The organism is Acinetobacter brisouii, assembly GCF_008993995.1.
Classification (GTDB): Bacteria; Pseudomonadota; Gammaproteobacteria; order Pseudomonadales; family Moraxellaceae; genus Acinetobacter; species Acinetobacter brisouii_A.
Genome location: NZ_BKNN01000001.1, coordinates 92211 through 109104, shown reverse-complemented (window position 1 = coordinate 109104; position 16894 = coordinate 92211). Strand labels below are relative to the sequence as shown.

19 protein-coding genes are annotated in these 16894 nt (G+C 42.0%); 9 read left to right on the top strand and 10 right to left on the bottom strand.

The window, feature by feature from the left end:
* Positions 1-14: 14 nt before the first annotated feature.
* From GBN19_RS00540 to GBN19_RS00525, 4 genes are all read right to left on the bottom strand, one after another.
* Positions 15-455, bottom strand: a complete 441-nt coding sequence (locus tag GBN19_RS00540; protein ID WP_151776794.1) for an ammonium transporter — start codon at positions 453-455, stop codon at positions 15-17.
* 84 nt (positions 456-539) lie between these two features.
* Entirely contained in the window at positions 540-1223 is a 684-nt protein-coding gene (locus tag GBN19_RS00535; protein WP_151776793.1) for a PIN domain-containing protein, read from the bottom strand.
* Positions 1224-1236: 13 nt separating this feature from the next.
* Positions 1237-1563, bottom strand: coding sequence for a PIN domain-containing protein (locus tag GBN19_RS00530; protein ID WP_228271182.1), 327 nt, complete (start codon positions 1561-1563; stop codon positions 1237-1239).
* An 89-nt stretch (positions 1564-1652) separates the two neighbouring features.
* Entirely contained in the window at positions 1653-1895 is a 243-nt protein-coding gene (locus GBN19_RS00525; protein WP_111895234.1) for a SlyX family protein, read from the bottom strand.
* Positions 1896-1930: 35 nt separating this feature from the next.
* On the opposite strand from GBN19_RS00525, the gene GBN19_RS00520 reads away from it, so the two are divergent.
* Entirely contained in the window at positions 1931-3844 is a 1914-nt protein-coding gene (locus tag GBN19_RS00520; RefSeq protein ID WP_151776791.1) for an ATP-binding cassette domain-containing protein, read from the top strand.
* A 79-nt stretch (positions 3845-3923) separates the two neighbouring features.
* On the opposite strand, the gene GBN19_RS00515 is transcribed toward GBN19_RS00520, so the two are convergent.
* The 3 genes from GBN19_RS00515 to GBN19_RS00505 all read right to left on the bottom strand — a co-directional run bounded on the left by GBN19_RS00515 (position 3924) and on the right by GBN19_RS00505 (position 5204).
* Positions 3924-4313: a cytochrome b562 gene (locus GBN19_RS00515; RefSeq protein WP_151776790.1), complete on the bottom strand. Its 390-nt coding sequence runs from the start codon at positions 4311-4313 to the stop codon at positions 3924-3926.
* 81 nt (positions 4314-4394) lie between these two features.
* Complete coding sequence (locus GBN19_RS00510) at positions 4395-4634, bottom strand: DUF1272 domain-containing protein (protein ID WP_151708650.1); 240 nt, start codon at positions 4632-4634, stop codon at positions 4395-4397.
* 18 nt (positions 4635-4652) lie between these two features.
* The gene (locus GBN19_RS00505; protein WP_151776789.1) at positions 4653-5204 is read right to left on the bottom strand and encodes an O-acetyl-ADP-ribose deacetylase; all 552 of its coding nucleotides are present in this window, start codon (positions 5202-5204) and stop codon (positions 4653-4655) included.
* 184 nt (positions 5205-5388) lie between these two features.
* On the opposite strand from GBN19_RS00505, the gene lpxL reads away from it, so the two are divergent.
* Both lpxL and GBN19_RS00495 read left to right on the top strand, forming a co-directional pair.
* Positions 5389-6324 carry an LpxL/LpxP family Kdo(2)-lipid IV(A) lauroyl/palmitoleoyl acyltransferase gene (gene lpxL / locus GBN19_RS00500; protein ID WP_151776788.1) on the top strand — a complete coding sequence of 312 codons (936 nt, stop codon included), beginning with the start codon at positions 5389-5391 and terminating at the stop codon, positions 6322-6324.
* A 15-nt stretch (positions 6325-6339) separates the two neighbouring features.
* Positions 6340-7440 carry a glycosyltransferase family 4 protein gene (locus GBN19_RS00495; protein ID WP_151708647.1) on the top strand — a complete coding sequence of 367 codons (1101 nt, stop codon included), beginning with the start codon at positions 6340-6342 and terminating at the stop codon, positions 7438-7440.
* Between the two features lie 328 nt (positions 7441-7768).
* Here the strand turns inward: GBN19_RS00495 and GBN19_RS00490 are convergent, their stop codons facing one another.
* Positions 7769-8848, bottom strand: a complete 1080-nt coding sequence (locus tag GBN19_RS00490) for an endonuclease/exonuclease/phosphatase family protein (RefSeq protein WP_151776787.1) — start codon at positions 8846-8848, stop codon at positions 7769-7771.
* Positions 8849-9036: 188 nt separating this feature from the next.
* Between GBN19_RS00490 and asd the strand changes: the two genes are divergently transcribed.
* From asd to truA, 5 genes are all read left to right on the top strand, one after another.
* Positions 9037-10155, top strand: a complete 1119-nt coding sequence (asd, locus tag GBN19_RS00485) for an aspartate-semialdehyde dehydrogenase (protein WP_151776786.1) — start codon at positions 9037-9039, stop codon at positions 10153-10155.
* A gap of 127 nt (positions 10156-10282) precedes the next feature.
* Positions 10283-11611, top strand: a complete 1329-nt coding sequence (locus GBN19_RS00480; RefSeq protein ID WP_151776785.1) for a type IV pilus assembly protein FimV — start codon at positions 10283-10285, stop codon at positions 11609-11611.
* Between the two features lie 49 nt (positions 11612-11660).
* Positions 11661-13088, top strand: coding sequence for a hypothetical protein (locus tag GBN19_RS00475; protein ID WP_151776784.1), 1428 nt, complete (start codon positions 11661-11663; stop codon positions 13086-13088).
* 54 nt (positions 13089-13142) lie between these two features.
* Positions 13143-14105, top strand: a complete 963-nt coding sequence (locus GBN19_RS00470; protein ID WP_151776783.1) for an asparaginase domain-containing protein — start codon at positions 13143-13145, stop codon at positions 14103-14105.
* Between the two features lie 7 nt (positions 14106-14112).
* Complete coding sequence (gene truA / locus GBN19_RS00465) at positions 14113-14916, top strand: tRNA pseudouridine(38-40) synthase TruA (RefSeq protein WP_171494404.1); 804 nt, start codon at positions 14113-14115, stop codon at positions 14914-14916.
* A 6-nt stretch (positions 14917-14922) separates the two neighbouring features.
* Here truA and GBN19_RS00460 read toward each other — a convergent pair whose 3' ends face one another.
* Complete coding sequence (locus GBN19_RS00460) at positions 14923-15933, bottom strand: AraC family transcriptional regulator (protein ID WP_151776781.1); 1011 nt, start codon at positions 15931-15933, stop codon at positions 14923-14925.
* A 212-nt stretch (positions 15934-16145) separates the two neighbouring features.
* On the opposite strand from GBN19_RS00460, the gene infA reads away from it, so the two are divergent.
* Entirely contained in the window at positions 16146-16367 is a 222-nt protein-coding gene (gene infA / locus GBN19_RS00455) for a translation initiation factor IF-1 (protein ID WP_004754324.1), read from the top strand.
* Between the two features lie 48 nt (positions 16368-16415).
* Here the strand turns inward: infA and GBN19_RS00450 are convergent, their stop codons facing one another.
* A complete protein-coding gene (locus GBN19_RS00450; RefSeq protein ID WP_375707842.1) occupies positions 16416-16793 on the bottom strand; it encodes a lysozyme inhibitor LprI family protein in 378 nt (125 codons plus the stop codon).
* Positions 16794-16894 lie beyond the last annotated feature (101 nt).

Here is a 16894-nt window from a genome sequence, read left to right as displayed (position 1 = left end):
CTATTTCTAAAATTTTAAAGTTCAGCCAAAGCTGTTAAGTATGCTTTCATTGCTTCTAATTGGGTTGCATGCAAGTCTGCATGTTCATCCCAATATGCACCAACACAGTTCGCCTGCATATCAATAGCATAAATCCCCTTTAATGCAATGGGATAATCTTTAAATTTCTCATCCCCATACACTAGCTCAAGTTGTTGATCTTTCACTCGAGCACGCATTAAAGGTAGTTTTGCATCGGGTAATAGCACACTGTAATAGGCCACCATACTGGCACGACTTTCAGTGGCTTTGGGAATATTTGTCCATTCTGGTGCAACAATCAAACGTGGATGCAATCCCATCTTACGCGCTTTGTCACGCATGATGCCCAAGGCTTTTTCACGCGGATTGACCCGTAAACCTAAAATTGACCCCAGTACAAACACCACAATAATAATGGTAATCCAAAGACCCATACCTGACGTTCTTCATCTATTCATCTTTATATTAGAGTTACATAAGCTGAATAGAAAAGGCAAGTTTTACTGATCAAGTGCAGATCAGCTTGTATGAGTTTGCAGCCATATGTTCATTTTTGACTGATTAAAACTGACTTTATTTTGGTTCACTTGCACGATTTTTTCTTTTTGTAAAAGTAAAATAAACTGTTCTGTTGGTTCATCATTCAGTTTTAAATAAGATTTCACACTATTTTTTAAGCTCTCAAGACGAACAGGATGATTTTTCATTTTACTGACAATACGACAGTATTGAAGTAACGCCTTGTGTTGTGTTGATATAGCCGTAACTTCTGGCGGCGCAATCACTGTCAATTGCTGCTCTATCACTTGAATTTGGGTTTCTGGCTGAGGTGGATAACTTTCTCCAATTTGTTTGGCAAAAAAACCTGCCATTTTTAACAAATCTACAATATGCCCAATCGCCTGATCATGAGAACAGATATAAAACTCAGTTCGCTTTTTAGCCGTTGCAGCCAACTGACCTGCAATAAAAGATAAGCCAAAGTCAGCAGCATTTGCACCGCCATGTGGCATTTTTAAAAGGCGTAAACGATCTTGATTCACTAAAGCGGCTAATTCAGGTAAATGATCTAACCCTATTTTTAAGGATGATTTGGCATAGACCAAATAAACCCGATGATAGTGCTGCAAGGTTGTCAAAATTTGTTGATCATTATGGTGAATATTTTCGATATCGAGCAATAATATTTTTTTGACTGACATGATTGTTCTAAACTTAATTTTTATTGAATCTATTTAAACGTAGTAATTCTACAACATATTCGGTGGTGTGATCATTGGATATTACATCAAACGTATATTCATCTGCCTGATATTTTTGGCTGAGTTGCCCAGCAATATATGTCAAACCAAAATCAGCAGAACTGCGTCCTGCAATCGGAATTTTAATCAGGTTAAATTTATCCGCTTTGATATAAGAAATCAGGGAGTAAATGGCATCCAATGAAAAATTGACATTCGAGGTTAAATAGACAACAAAAATCAAGTCATATTGAATTAATAACTTCTTGATATTTTGTGATGTCTGGGGACAATTCTCGATGTCCAGTAATCATATTTTTTTCATTGAAGAATAAAATATGAGATTTTCATTCTACTATAACCCAGTCCAAAAACACTGAAAACAGATGTTTAGTAATGCGGTGGTTTATTGGTCATTGGGTCAAACGGCGCAACACCTTCTGACAAATCGGCAGCTTCAACACGCTGATACAATAACTGCATTTGTTTTTGTAAATCCGCAATTTCCTGACTTTGACGAGCCAGTTGCTCATTTAATTGTTCAACTAAATCATCTAAAAATGCAATTCGGACTTGCAAATCTTCAATGGGTGCGGAAAATGACGCTTGATCATCGTATGGTGGTTTAGTCATTTAACACTCCTCAATTTGAGATTTTAGGAAACTCTATGGCCTATATTACTTTAAGGGATGTCCAACTTGCATTTGGTGGACCTGCCCTTCTCGACGGCGCGAACTTTAATTTGGAACGTGGCGAACGAGTGTGTTTGATTGGGCGCAACGGCGAGGGTAAGTCTACTTTACTTAAACTGATTGAGGGAAGCTTATTGCCCGATCATGGTGAAGTTTTAGTGCAAAATGGCTTAACCATTTCCATGCTTGCCCAAGATGTACCGATGGATTCGGGTAAAGTTGCTGACATCGTCGCCGATGGCGCAGGTGAAGCGGCTGAAGTTTTAAAACAATATCATACGGCAAGCGATGCTTGCGTACTTGGTGATATGGCTGCCTGCGAACGCATGGGCGACTTACAGCACAAACTTGATCAGCTTGATGGCTGGTCACTTGAAAACAAGGTCAACACCATTTTAGGCAAAATGGGCTTAGACCCAAATGCCGATTTGGCGGATTTATCGGGTGGTCGTAAACGTCGTGTACTATTGGCTCGCGCACTTTTAACTCAACCTGATGTGCTGTTACTCGACGAACCCACCAACCATTTGGATGTCGAAAGTATCGAATGGTTAGAAAAATTCTTACTCGATCAAAATAACTTAACCCTGTTATTTATTTCGCATGACCGTGCATTTGTAGACAGCTTAGCCACACGGATTGTCGAGCTTGATCGTGGTACATTGCGCAGCTTTGAAGGTAACTATTCACGTTATCTTGAACTAAAGGCCCAACAGCTTGAAGCTGAAGAAAAGCAAAATGCTTTGTTTGATAAAAAACTCGCTGAAGAAGAAGCGTGGATTCGCCAAGGCATTAAAGCACGTCGTACCCGTAATGAAGGTCGTGTGCGCGCATTAAAAGCCTTACGTGAAGAATCTAAAGCCCGCCGCTTCCAGCAAGGCAAAGTCAACATGGGCGTTCAGGAAGCACAGCGCTCAGGTAAACTGGTCTTTGATATTGAGCATTTGAGTGTTCAATATGGTGACAAACCGCTCATTCATGACTTCTCTGCATTGGTCATGCGTGGCGATCGTATCGGTCTTGTCGGTGATAACGGTGTTGGTAAAACCACACTGATTAAAGCCATTTTGGGCGATGTCGAACACACAGGTACAGTGAAAACAGGTACACAGCTTGAAGTGGCTTACTTTGATCAGTTGCGTAATCAGCTTGAGCTTGAAAAATCGGTGGCTGCCAATGTGTCTGAAGGTTCCGACTTTGTCGATGTGAATGGTCAACGCCGTCATATCTACAGCTATTTACAAGACTTCCTGTTCTCGCCTGAACGTGCCCGCACCCCTGTGAAAGCCTTGTCAGGCGGTGAGCGTAACCGTGTCCTACTGGCAAAACTCTTGCTCAAGCCATCTAACCTGATTGTTATGGACGAACCGACCAATGACTTGGATATGGTGACACTTGAGCTGCTTGAAGAAATGCTGGCTGAATACAAAGGCACATTACTGTTGATCAGCCATGATCGTGCCTTTATGGACAACGTGGTCACTTCAACTTGGGTGTTCGATGGTAAAGGCGGTATTGCTGAATATATCGGTGGTTATCAGGACTATTTGCTACAACGCCCTGATGAAAAAGTCGTTGATCAAAAAGCCGATGTGAAAAAAGCCCAAGCGAAAGCAGAAGCCGAGAAACTCGCTGCCCAAGCAGCACCGACCAAGAAAGTGAAACTCAGCTATAAAGATCAGCGTGAGCTTGAACAACTCCCTGCTGAAATTGAGAATCTTGAAGCTGAACAAAGCGAGCTGTCGGAAAAACTGGCAGATGGTTCATGGTTCGTTAAAGATGCCGATGCAGCCACTCAAGCCAGCCAACGCTTAGCAGAAATTGAAGAAGTTCTGCTTGAAAAATTAGAGCGTTGGGATGAACTAGAAAATATGTCCAACGGCAATTAATCTTCTGTTGTATCTAAAAAACCACGCTAAGGCGTGGTTTTTTCATTTGGGTTCATTCAGGCTTCTTGAACATGAGGTATTAACGAAATTTTTGGTGATTGGTCTTTTTGATCTGATCAATCACAGGAATTGCCTGTTCACGTGCCTGCTGCAAATGCCCAGCTTTCACCATAGCCACCGTTTGAGTCAGTTCAGCATTCAGATCATCCAAGCCTTTTTGGTATTGTTGTACCTTAGGGCTATGATCAGGCTCACCGATCAATGTCATGGGAATGGATTTCTTGGCATCTAAAACTGCCTGTTGCATCGCACTCAGGGCATCTACCGCCTGTGCTGGGTTTTGTGTGTTCTGAAATATGTCATAATTCTTTGCAATCATCTCCATATCTTGCCCAAGATCGTCAGCAAAACTCGATTGCATGATGCAGGCTAAAACAACAGCACCCACGACCTGCGATATTTTTCTCATACTCTGCCCCTACTAGTTAAATTTTCAACCCAAATACTGATGAACTCCTGCTACACAATAGATATTGGCATAACAAGCTTATTAATTCTTTAAATTCGGATTAAAAACCCGTTGAGTTGATGCAGGATATTTTTCAAGTTTATTGCTTGGACGAATCGGTCGCTTCACCAGTTCACCGCCACAATTGGGGCAAATAAAATTTAAAATTTGCTCACTACATGCCAAGCAAAAGGTGCATTCAAATGAACAGATCAGTACATCTTTTGAATTCACGGCTAAATCGGTATTACAACACTCACAGTTAGGGCGAAGTTCCAACATGGTTATTTTCCATTAAATTTAAAGTAAGCGTAAATCGCTCTGCTGCTTGGCATGACTTAAACTTTCTTGCTGATAAAGCTGATAATTTTCCTGATCAAAGCACACAAAAATGACTTCTTCAACCTGTGTTGAGGTTTTAAGAAAATCAATCACGGTGGCTAAGGCAATATTGACCGCACGCGCTTTGGGAAAGCCATACACACCTGTTGAAATATTGGGAAATGCGATTCGGTGCAATTGGTGGGCTTCTGCGAGCTTTAGACTATTCAGGTAGGCATTTTCCAAAAACTGATCTTCTTCATACATACCATTTCGCCAGATCGGGCCAACCGTATGAATCACGTATTTCGCAGGCAATAAACCCGCATGGGTAATCACAGCCTCGCCCACCGCACAGCCGCCTTGTTGTGCACGTATCTGCTGACATTCCTTTAAAATTTCAGCACCGCCTTTTCGATGAATTGCTCCATCCACGCCACCACCGCCCAGTAATGAGGTGTTGGCTGCATTGACAATCGCATCCACAGCCAATTCAGTAATATCTCCTTGCAGGATTTGAATGGTTTTCATTGTTCTCTACCTGTTTTCAGTTTGTATGTGTTAGGACTGACTTTAACGCAATTTGAAATATTGATCCGTTCACTTTATTTTTCTTTCCGAATGAGAAGATCATGCCATTCACAGAAGTCTTTGAATTTTAAAAATCAGTTCATGCTACACTGCGTGCAGTTTTTTATTCAGTTTTTATCGCCATATGAGTAAACAGCAAGCGTATATTCCTGGTCAATTTCAATGGTCTTTTCTACTGCCTAAATATTGGGGGGTATGGCTTGCGATTGTGTTTCTGATGCTGCTTGCCATCTTGCCGTGGGGCATTCAACGCAGTCTGGCACACCTTTTAGCAAACTTGGCATGGAAATATCTCAAGTCTCGTCGTAAAACCACCATTCGCAACCTGCAAGTGTGTTTTCCCGAATGGTCACAGGCGAAAGTAGAACAACAAGCCAAGCAAGTCTTTGTCGACATGATGCTCGGTACATTTGAAACCTTAAATGCGTGGTATAAACCCAAATGGTTTAAAGATCGTGTGACGATTGAAGGTCTGGAACATATCACCCATGCTCAGCAAAAAGGTCAGGGTGTGCTGTTACTGGGGACACACAGCACTTTGCTCGATGCAGGCGGCTATGTCTGCGCACAGTACTTTGAACCTGATGTGGTATACCGCCCGCAAAATAATCCTTTACTGGATATGCTGATTTATCGCTGCCGTGCCACGATTTATAAAAATCAAATTGACCATGATGATATGCGTGGTCTGATTCGTCATCTTAAAAATGGTCGTGCGATTTGGTATAGCCCCGATCAGGACTTTGGTTTAAAACAAGGCGTGATGGCACCATTTTTTGGGATACCTGCAGCAACTGTGACTGCGCATCGTCGTTTGCTCAAAATTAGCAAGGCAGCAGCAATTCCGTTGTATTTTTATCGTTATGGTGATGAAGCCGATCCGCGTTATCATATTTTGATTGAACCACCTGTTGAAAACCTGCCATCTGATGATGAAGTTGATGATGCAACTCGTGTGAATAAAATTATTGAAAATCAGCTACGAATCGCACCAACGCAATACATGTGGTTTCACCGCCGCTTTAAAACCCGCCCTGAAGGCTACGACAAAATTTATTAAAATCAGGAATTCAGCATGAAAGTAATGCAACTTCTTCCAGAACTGAACAGTGGCGGTGTGGAACGTGGAACCCTTGAAATTGCACGTGCTTTGGTGCAACAAGGTCATGAATCATTGGTGGTGTCCAATGGTGGGCGCTTGGTACCTGAACTAGAAGCTGAAGGTTCAACACATATTCAATTGCCGATTCATAAAAAAGCCTTGTCGAGTCTGTGGCAAATTCGTCCGCTTAGAAAAGTCATTGAACAGTATCAACCCGATATTGTACATGTGCGCTCACGCGTGCCTGCTTGGCTGACGCATTTTGCCCTCAAGGGAATTCCCACGGCACGCCGTCCACATCTCATCAGTACGGTACATGGTTTTTATTCGGTGAACCGCTACAGCGCCATCATGACCCATGCTGAAAAAGTCATTGCAGTGTCCGATAGCGTCGTGGATTACATTCATCAGAATTATCCTGAATGTCCAGCACAAGATATTGTGCGAATTTATCGTGGTATTGATCCCAAGGCATTTCCGCATGGCTATCAGCCCACTGCGAAATGGCTCAATCAGGTGTATTTGGATTACCCACAGCTTGAAAATAAGTTTTTGCTTTGTCTTCCTGGGCGAATTACACGCCTGAAAGGACATGAAACCCTGATTCAATTGATGGTTCAGCTCAAGCAGCAATACCCCCAAGTTCATGCCTTGGTCGTTGGCGGTGCGGATGCCAAGAAACAGGCTTATCTGGATGAATTACAAAATAATGTGCAACAGCAAGGTTTAACTGACAATATCACGTTCGTTGGTCATCGCTCAGATATTCGTGAATGGCTCGCTTTAAGCGATGTGGTGCTGTCTCTTTCCAATCAGGCAGAAACTTTCGGGCGTACCGCCTTAGAAGCATTATCTGTCGGAACACCTGTGATTGGCTGGAAACGTGGCGGTGTCGCTGAAATTTTGTCTGAGGTTTACCCTCAAGGTCTAATTGAAGTGGATGACACCACCAGCTTACTGCATTGTGTACAACAACATATTGAACAACCTGTGAATATTGCGCCTGTCACTCAATTTAGTCTGCATGACATGTGTCAGAATACTTTGGCACTCTATGCCGAAATCTTGAAATAGCTATTCAAAATTAAAACCCGAGTCAAGCATCCTACCTTACTCGGGTCAATTGAGGTTGTGTTTGCAGATCTTATTGTTATTGTTTTAGTTGTTGCCTATCCTTGTTGCCATCATGCCATTGATGTTATCCAATCAGCACCTCTTCCATACGGGATGCTCCATTCCCATTCTTCCTTGTGCCGATAGGTTTAGATTAAAAGGAATTCTCAAAAGCGTATAGCCGTCATCGGCTTTCTGTACTGTACGTATAAGCTTACACAGCGCTAGCAGTTGTTATGCTTTGATGGATTCAACGCTATTTATTTCAAGCGAGTTGGCAATATATCAATCATGTTGAGCGTTCTTTTTCAGCTTTATGAATACCTTCTTGAATCGCGAGCTGAGCTTCCTTGGTATCATCTGCTGTTTCTGGTAATTCCTCATGGATTTGCTCAAAAATCTGCTCTGTTTGTAAAATCACATAGATTGGAAAATGATCCGAACCAATATGTGATAAACGCCGCATGTGTACCAAACCAAAATCGGTGCTGTGAAATACATGATCTAGAGACCAACGTAATAATGGATAATTTGCATGAAAAGTGTTGATAAAATTGCGTCCAACACGCGGATCTAGCAAACCACTAATCCGCTGAAATAAACGTGTAGTTCGTGACCATGCCACATCATTTAAATCCCCCATCACAATACAGCTTTGATTCAGATCTTTAATTTGATCCCCAACAATCAACAGTTCAGCATCTCTCAATGTCGAGTCTTTGGCTTCTGTTGGGCTTGGGGGTTTAGGGTGTAAGCAATACAACTGTACATCTTGACCACCGCGCAACTGAACACAGGTGTGAATAGACGGAATTTCATCACTTAAAATAAATTTAACCTGAGTGTCCTTGAGTGGTAAACGGCTATAAAGATGCATGCCGTACAAATTATCGAGAGGAATTGCCACCCGATAAGGATAATCCGCTTCGAGCGGTGCTAAGGCAGTCTGCCAACGTTGATCGGTTTCAAGCGTGAGTAACAAATCGGGCTGTAATTTGTGAACATGCGCTAAGAGCAGATGGTAATCTTGATTGGGCGTAAGCACATTTGAAACAATAATTGACAATTGTTTTTGAGGATCAAGTTGATGCGCTTTAACTGGTTGGACTTGTTTCTTCCAAAGCGGGGTATACGGTAAAACCATTTTCAATTGATAGGCAATTGCAGCACTCAAAAGCATAAACAGTAGCACTTGTACGACCGTCCAAGTCTGTGTGCATAATAGCATCCCCAGCCAACTCCCCATCCCCAAAACAAGGATCTGAAGACGAGGAAAATCTGCGCCCCGAAACCACCACTCATCTCGGGGGATCAGCGACCAAAAACTTAGCCAAATCACTAAAATACTGAGCAGTTGTAGATAAATCATTGAAGTCACTCTTTTAAGATGATTTTTCTTCAGATTTTTTTCATCTTTATCAATTTTTTATGTAACACAAAGCAGATATTTCACTCAATTATTTAAGTGTTTGACTTATGTAGGTCTTGCAGTTGAGGACACTTTTGGTACACTCAAAACCCTTTTATTTTTTTATTACACTACCGAGGCACAATGACATGAAAGTAGGTCTGGTCGGTTGGCGTGGGATGGTTGGTTCTGTCCTTATGCAACGTATGGTTGAAGAGAACGACTTTGCTCACTTTGAGCCATTCTATTTTTCTACCAGTAATGCAGGTGGTCAAGCGCCTGCTTTTGGTGGTAAGACTGCCCCAGCACTTATGGATGCATCAGACATTAAGAGCCTGAAGCAAATGGATGTCATTATTACCTGCCAAGGTGGTGACTATACTTCAGCAGTATTTCCAAAACTCAAAGCTGAAGGTTGGAATGGTTACTGGATCGATGCGGCATCGACTCTGCGTATGGACGATGAAGCGATCATTGTCCTTGATCCAGTCAACCTCAATGTCATTAAAGATGGTTTAGTAAATGGCACCAAAACTTTCGTTGGTGGTAACTGTACCGTTTCATTGATGCTGATGGGCTTAGGTTCTCTATTCCAAAAAAATCTTGTGGAATGGATGACTGCAATGACTTATCAAGCAGCATCAGGTGCAGGCGCGCAAAATATGCGTGAACTGATCACAGGTATGGGTTATTTATACAACAATACTAAAGATTTGTTGGATGATCCTAAATCTGCCATTTTGGACATTGATTCTAAAATTGCTGACTTGCAACGTGGCGAAGGCTTCCCTTCTGCAAACTTTGGTGTGCCATTAGCAGGCTCGCTGATTCCATATATCGACAAACAACTCGAAAATGGTCAATCAAAAGAAGAATGGAAAGGTCAAGCTGAAACCAACAAAATCTTGGGCAATTCACAAATCGTTCCAATTGATGGTCACTGTGTTCGTATTGGTGCTATGCGCTGCCATTCTCAAGCATTGACATTGAAATTGAAAAAAGATGTTCCGCTTGATGAAATCGAAGATATGATTCGTCAGTCAAACCAGTGGGCAAAAGTTGTTCCAAATACGCGTGAAGCGTCTATGACAGACTTAACTCCAGTTGCAGTCACAGGTACACTGACTGTTCCTGTGGGTCGTTTACGTAAACTGAACATGGGTAAAGAGTACCTTGGTGCATTTACTGTCGGTGACCAACTACTTTGGGGTGCAGCAGAGCCTTTACGTCGTATGCTTCGTATCTTGATTGACTACAAAAATTCGTAATTTTTAAGGTCAAAGTGGAAAGCCGATCTGAAAAGATCGGCTTTTTAACATTGTACAAATTTACAATTTATTTACATACCGCTACATTATAGGCAAAACAATCAACAATTCCATGTTGTGGATGAAAATGACTGCATACAACAAACTCGCTTCAGCACTGGTTTTCTGTTTTGCTGCACAAAGTGGCTATGCATTAACTTTTAACGCTGCCCAAGTTGAATCAACTCAAGGGCAATTATTATATGTAGAAATTCCTTACACCAATGCCAGTGATAACTCGAGCATTCAAGCGAGTCTTGCCAATCCAGATGATCTAGTGCGGATGGGTGCAAGCCAACAAGATTTGAGTGGTTTGAACTTTTTTGTTCGCCGCACAGGTAATAATAGCGGTGTCATTGTGATCACCTCATCACAACCTATTAGCAATAAAAATATTAACTTGATTTTAAAAGTTCAAGATGCTGATGGCGCACATCTACAGCAGATTCAACGTAATTTAGACGGTACACCAAGCAATACGGCAACACTCAATAAAACGACGCCAATCGCTAACCTGAATGCTTCGACACAAGAGCGTGTATTAATTCCCAAACAAGTAGTCAGTGAAAAAGATATTGCGCTCAACTTACCCGAGAGTACGCTTTACACTCAAAATTCAACAGCACCAATCAATGCTGTGACACCAGCGAGTGCCTTAGCCATCAGTGTTGCACCTGTACCCGTAGTCAAGAGCATACCCCCCAAGCCAACAAGCCAAACAGCTCAAGTGCCACCACAAGCACAAGCACAAGCACAAGCACAAGCAACTACACCACAGCAGACCCAAACAACAAGCGCCAATAAAACGCCAGCGACTGCGCCAAGGAAAGCAGTCGAAGTAAAGCCTGTCACGACAGCTAAAAATACGCAAAACGGCAATTATGTGGTACAGCGCCAAGATTCCTTATGGAGTATTGCTGCACGGATTTCAGGACAGACCCATCAGCCGATTGGGGAAGTCATGAATCATATTAAAGCGCTCAATGAACATGCTTTTGTAGGGGGAAATGTTAACCGCTTAAGAACAGGAACAAATCTTAATTTAGGTGCAACACCACCCCACGCAAACTCAACACCAGCGAAACCTGCTGCGCGTTCAACCAATACATCTTCAGGCAAATATTCAACTAAATATCGTTTAGATCAAGCTGAAATGACTTTAGTTGCTGAAAATACAGATGCGGCTTCTGCTAAAATGGGGGGCAGTAGTCGAACTACTGAAAAAACTTCGTCTGAATTATCATTAAAAGTTATGACAATTCGACAAAAAACCGTTACATTACAAAAAAATGTAGCTCAATTGGATTTGGCTTTGCAACAAAAAGACCATCAAATTCAGTTATTAAATGCACGACTTGCGCAATTACAGCAGCAGTTGCAACAGCAACAAAAAGCCAAAAAGCCAAGTCATCACTGATAAATCGTTTTTAGCCTGAATACATTGCTGCTAATGCAAGGATAAAAAAATGTTGCTATACATCATTCCATTTGTTCTATTACTCGTTATAGCCATTGTGCTTAAAAAACGAAGTGCGGGGCAACAAGAATCAAAAAGAAAAGTCGAGCCCAAAAAGAAAGCGACGAAACGTCCAAGCACGACCAGTACCGATGTAACAGAAACTCAAGAAGTTCTTACGGTTAAAAGCCAACCGAAAGAGCTTGATCCTGCATTTCGTCGTCAAATTGAAAAGCTAATTCAAGAGAAAAATTTCAATACAGCGGAAGCATTAATTAATCAGGCACTCAATGCTGATAATAGTCAGCATGACTTATATCTCCTACTCTTACAGATTCATATTGATCAAAATGATCAATTTTCGACAAACCAATTATTGTCACATTTACGCTCACTCAATCTGTATGATGTGGTTCGTGAAGCTGAACAGCGTCTGACTGAACATAAAGAACAAGCTAAGCCTGATTCGATTCAGTTTACCCCTGTTCAATTGCCTGATGAAAAAGCTCCTGAAGTCGTGAAAGTGGTTGAGCCTGAAAAGCCTACCCCTCAAGCCAAAGCCGTTGATTTTGATCAACTTAAAAGTGGATTGGATCTTGAGAAGCCCCTAGCTCAAGAGCAGCCAAGTGCCTTATCTTTCGACCAGCTTCAAGCAGAGCTACAGACAGCACCAGCAGCACCTGTTGAAAAAACAGAAGAACACAAACCACTTGAGTTCCATTTAGAAGGCTTTAGCAAACCAGAAGTAAACTCTGAAGCAACGCCTATTGCTAAGCCAATCCATTTAAGTATTGAACCACACACGACCGAAACCAAAGGTCCTGAAACCTTTACTACAAAAATTGATTTTGGTCAAAAAACTGATCAAATTCCTGAATTTGCAAAAACTGAACATCATGATGCCACTGCACATCTTCATCTTGAAAGCCTAGAAAAGAAAGTAGAGCCTACCACTCAGCCTGAAGAAGTACCTGTGGTTGAGTTCAAGTTTGACTTTACAGAACCTGCTGCTCCTGAAAAACAGCCAGAACCAGTTAGCCCACCTACTGCTCAACCTGAAGTTTCCTTTACTTTTGATAAATTAGAAGAAGCTCAGGCTAAAACTGAAACAGTAACTCAACCTGTAGAAGTTGAGCCAGTTTCACTGTCTGTTGTAAGTTTTGATCTCATTGAAGAAACTCGGACTGAAATCGTTCCTGAGCCTGTTGTTGAAGAAGCGATTGCTGAAGCACCAAAATCTTCTGTAGATTATGTTGTACAACAGTTCCCTGAGTTAGCAGAACTGAATGATACTGAACTTAATTTATCGCTTGCAGAGCAATATATTCGTTTAGGTGCATTTAGCTCAGCACGTGCATTATTGGAAGATCCGCAGATCCAATATAATTCAGATGAATTAGATCGCGCTAAATATTTATTAAATCAAATGGCATCTTAAAGCAGTTCGTTCTACCATAAGCAGTCGAATTCGGCTGCTTTTTTTATTTTTATCATGTCTAAAATTGCTTTAATTTATATGGGTGGGACATTTGGCTGTGTAGGTGAACCTCTCAGTCCAATGCCAGAACATGAGTTTCTACCTCGTCTACACGGTTATTTGCCAGATCACTTGAGCATCGAATGTTTTGCTGCACCTGTGATTAAAGACAGTAGTGCCTATACCGCAGTCGACTGGCTCAAACTGGCACAGTTTATTCAACAATTACAAAGCCAAAGTTTTCAGCATTTTGTGGTGATTCATGGCACAGATACCCTAAGCTATGCCAGTGCAGTCCTTGCACGAATTTTGGCAGCATCATGCCACTTGATCATTACAGGCAGTCAGTTCCCATTACTCACTGTTGATGGTACAACCATTCGTGAAGAAACAGATGCGCGAGATAATTTATGGTTTGCCCTTGAGCATATTCTCAAGGTAGATGCAGGTGTGTATTTAGCCTTCCATCATCAACTCTTTCATGGTCGTACCGCACTTAAAGCACACACAACTGAATTAGATGCATTTAAAGGCATTGCCTCCACACAAGCCATTGCACAACATTCTCAAGCAATGACCGTGACTGAAACCATGCTTGAACGTGCCCAGAACCTCAATATCTTAAACTGGATGATGCAGCCAATCAGCTTAAATCAACTTGAGCAGAATTTAGCGCATGTATTAAACCATACACCTGACTTCCTCATTTTACAGGGTTTCGGAACAGGTAATCTGGTCACCAATCCTGCAATTATTGAGATTTTCCAGCAGCTTAAACAAAAGAACTGTTTACCTGTATTGAATACGCAAGTGACTGCGGGTGGCATTGATCAGCGCTATGCAGTGAGTGCATGGGTCAAAGAAGCCAATATCGCAGTGTCTGACTGTTTAGGTCATGCCGATTTGTATGCCAAATTATTAGCACTCTATTTGCACTACGATCAAGCAAACGACTGGTTGAAACACTGGCATGAGTGAAATAGAAATGACAGCGCAGCGCTATGCGATTGGAATTGAGTTTTGTGGTACTGCCTATCGCGGTTGGCAGACACAGCAAGCAGGTGTTGCAAGCGTTCAGGAAACCCTAGAACGAGTGCTCAGCAAAGTTGCCAATCATGTTGTTATTTTACATGGCGCAGGGCGGACAGATGCAGGCGTTCATGCAACCAACATGGTGGCACACTTTGACAGCCCAGCAGATCGTTCTGAACGTGGTTGGATTATGGGAACCAATAGCCAACTTCCGAAAGACATCTCGATTCAGTGGATCAAGCGAATGGACACAGACTTCCATGCTCGCTTTAAAGCCACTGCTCGACGCTATCGCTATGTGGTCTATAACGCAGCTCATCGCCCTGCTTTGCTACACAAACAAGTCACGCATATTCATCAGACACTCAATGTCGCAAAAATGGTGGAAGCCGCACAAAAATTTGAAGGCACACATAACTTCGAAACTTTTCGTGCAGCAGCTTGCCAATCCAACCAACCTGTCCGCCATGTGAAGCATTGCCGCCTTACCCAACATGGGCCGTTTCTGATTTTAGATATTCAGGCAGATGGTTTCTTGCATCACATGGTGCGCAACATCATGGGCTGTTTACTGGAAATTGGTCAGGAACAATATCCGATTGAACATATTGATGTGATGTTTGCCGCAGAAGACCGCAAAGCAGCAGGCGTGACTGCCCCTGCGGATGGTTTGTATTTTATTCAAGCCTATTATCCAGAGCAATTTGATTTACCCAAAGTTGCTTTGGGGCCTCAATGGCTGAACTGGCCAGAGTGACTCGATTTAGTCACTCTGTTTTCGTTTGCGGTACTCAATCGGTGTTTCATTCGTCCAGCGCTTAAATGCGCGATAAAAGGTACTTGGCTCGGCAAAACCTGTCAGGTACACAATTTTCTCAATACTTTCATGGGTGTTCGCCAGTAATTTTTTCGCCAATCGACAACGATATGCCGAGAGAATTTGTTGAAAACTGGTTTCTGCATCGCTCAATAAAGTGCGCAGACGACGCGGTGTAATCTGTAACTGCGCTGCGACACTTTCTAGCGTGGTTTCGCCTTGCTCTAATGTTGCACCAATTGCCCGACGAACTTCACTAACTAAGTCATAACGGGCTAATTCCTGTAGTTTTTCATGAGCAAGCTGTTCATGCAATTGCAAAAGATCAGGGTCGGCCTGCCAAAGCGGATGTTTTAAAATGGCTGAATCAAAATACAAGCGTGTTTCTTTTTGCCCTAAACTGACAGGGCATTCATAAACCCGAAAATATTCTTCAGGTGCCGCACCTTCCTGAAAATCAAAATCAATAAATAGCGGCTGAAATTGTCCTTCCGTTAAAAATTTAAAAAAACGTAAAACGCCTGACATGGCACATTCTGAAAAATGGCGGTTGAGTAAACGATTAGGATGCGGTTGTGTACCATTGGTCAAATAACATTGCCCATCTTTACAAACCAGTTGAGCTTGAAAGGCATCACTAATCAAACGTTGATAAGCCAATGCCCGATGTAAACCTTCGCCAAAATTTTCACTACTCATAAACAGATGTTCAATGACCTGACCACGATATAGAGGTAAATGTTCCCCTAAGTGAAGACCAATATCAGGATCATGACTGACCTGTTCAGCAGCTAGCCAAAAAGCACTTTGAGCACTTACAGGGGTACGTTGATTGGTTTCAAGTTGGCTGATTGCCACACCTGCCTTTGTCAAAATTTGCTCTGTTGACAATCCTGCCCGACGTAGTGCCTGATAGCCAAGTCGCAATATGACTGAAGCATCCGTTAACTGCCCCATATTTCCACCTATTTTCATCCCTGCATTGCCATTTTTCAGAGTACTGAGGATTGACCAAACTGACAACCTGATGCACTGGGTTTGGGCGAAAAAAGTTTAGACGCACGGTTCACTTTTGCTGCTTTTCATCGTGCTTTATTTGGCTTTATATTGTTTTATTGCTGAATTTTGTCTATAATTTGCGCCTTGTTATTTATTCTTTTAGGTAGGCTATGGCCAATAAAGAGGAACTGATTGAGTTCGAAGGCGTTGTCACCGAAACGCTTCCTAATACCATGTTCCGTGTTCGTTTAGAAAACGGTCATGAAGTGATTGCTCATATTTCAGGTAAAATGCGTAAGCATTACATCCGTATTTTAACGGGTGACCATGTTAAAGTTGAAATGACTCCATATGACTTGACCAAAGGTCGCATCACTTACCGTGCACGTTAAGTATTAGTAGAAGCAAAAAAAGCCACATTATTGTGGCTTTTTTTAGGCTTAGCGTAATGCTGATGTTTTACAGCCAATGGTTATACACTCACGTAAGCGCTCGTGTAGCCAAGAGTTACGCTCCTGAGTTTTACGTAACTGGCATCCTGTAGAAATTACCGTACCCACATCAGATTCACCTGAACAGCTTTGATCACGGTCTCGAATCCAAGTAAGTTGTGAACGCTTGAGAATGGTCTTTTGCTGAGGGTTCAATTTGCTACGTAGTTCCTGATAGGTCTTATTCAGCTCATTGTCTGCATTGACATAGACTTTATTATCACAGTGCACTGCATCATAGGTATTTCTAGCATGATCACAATTATCTGCATAGGCACTCAATGATAAACCTAGCAGTAATCCTGCTAATCCTAATTTACGTTTCATTTTCATCATTTTCTCTATGTTGCTTGTTATAAAAAATCAAATTATTTTAAATTTTATAAATAGAAAAAAGCGCGATCTTGGTGATCACGCTTTTTAAATCT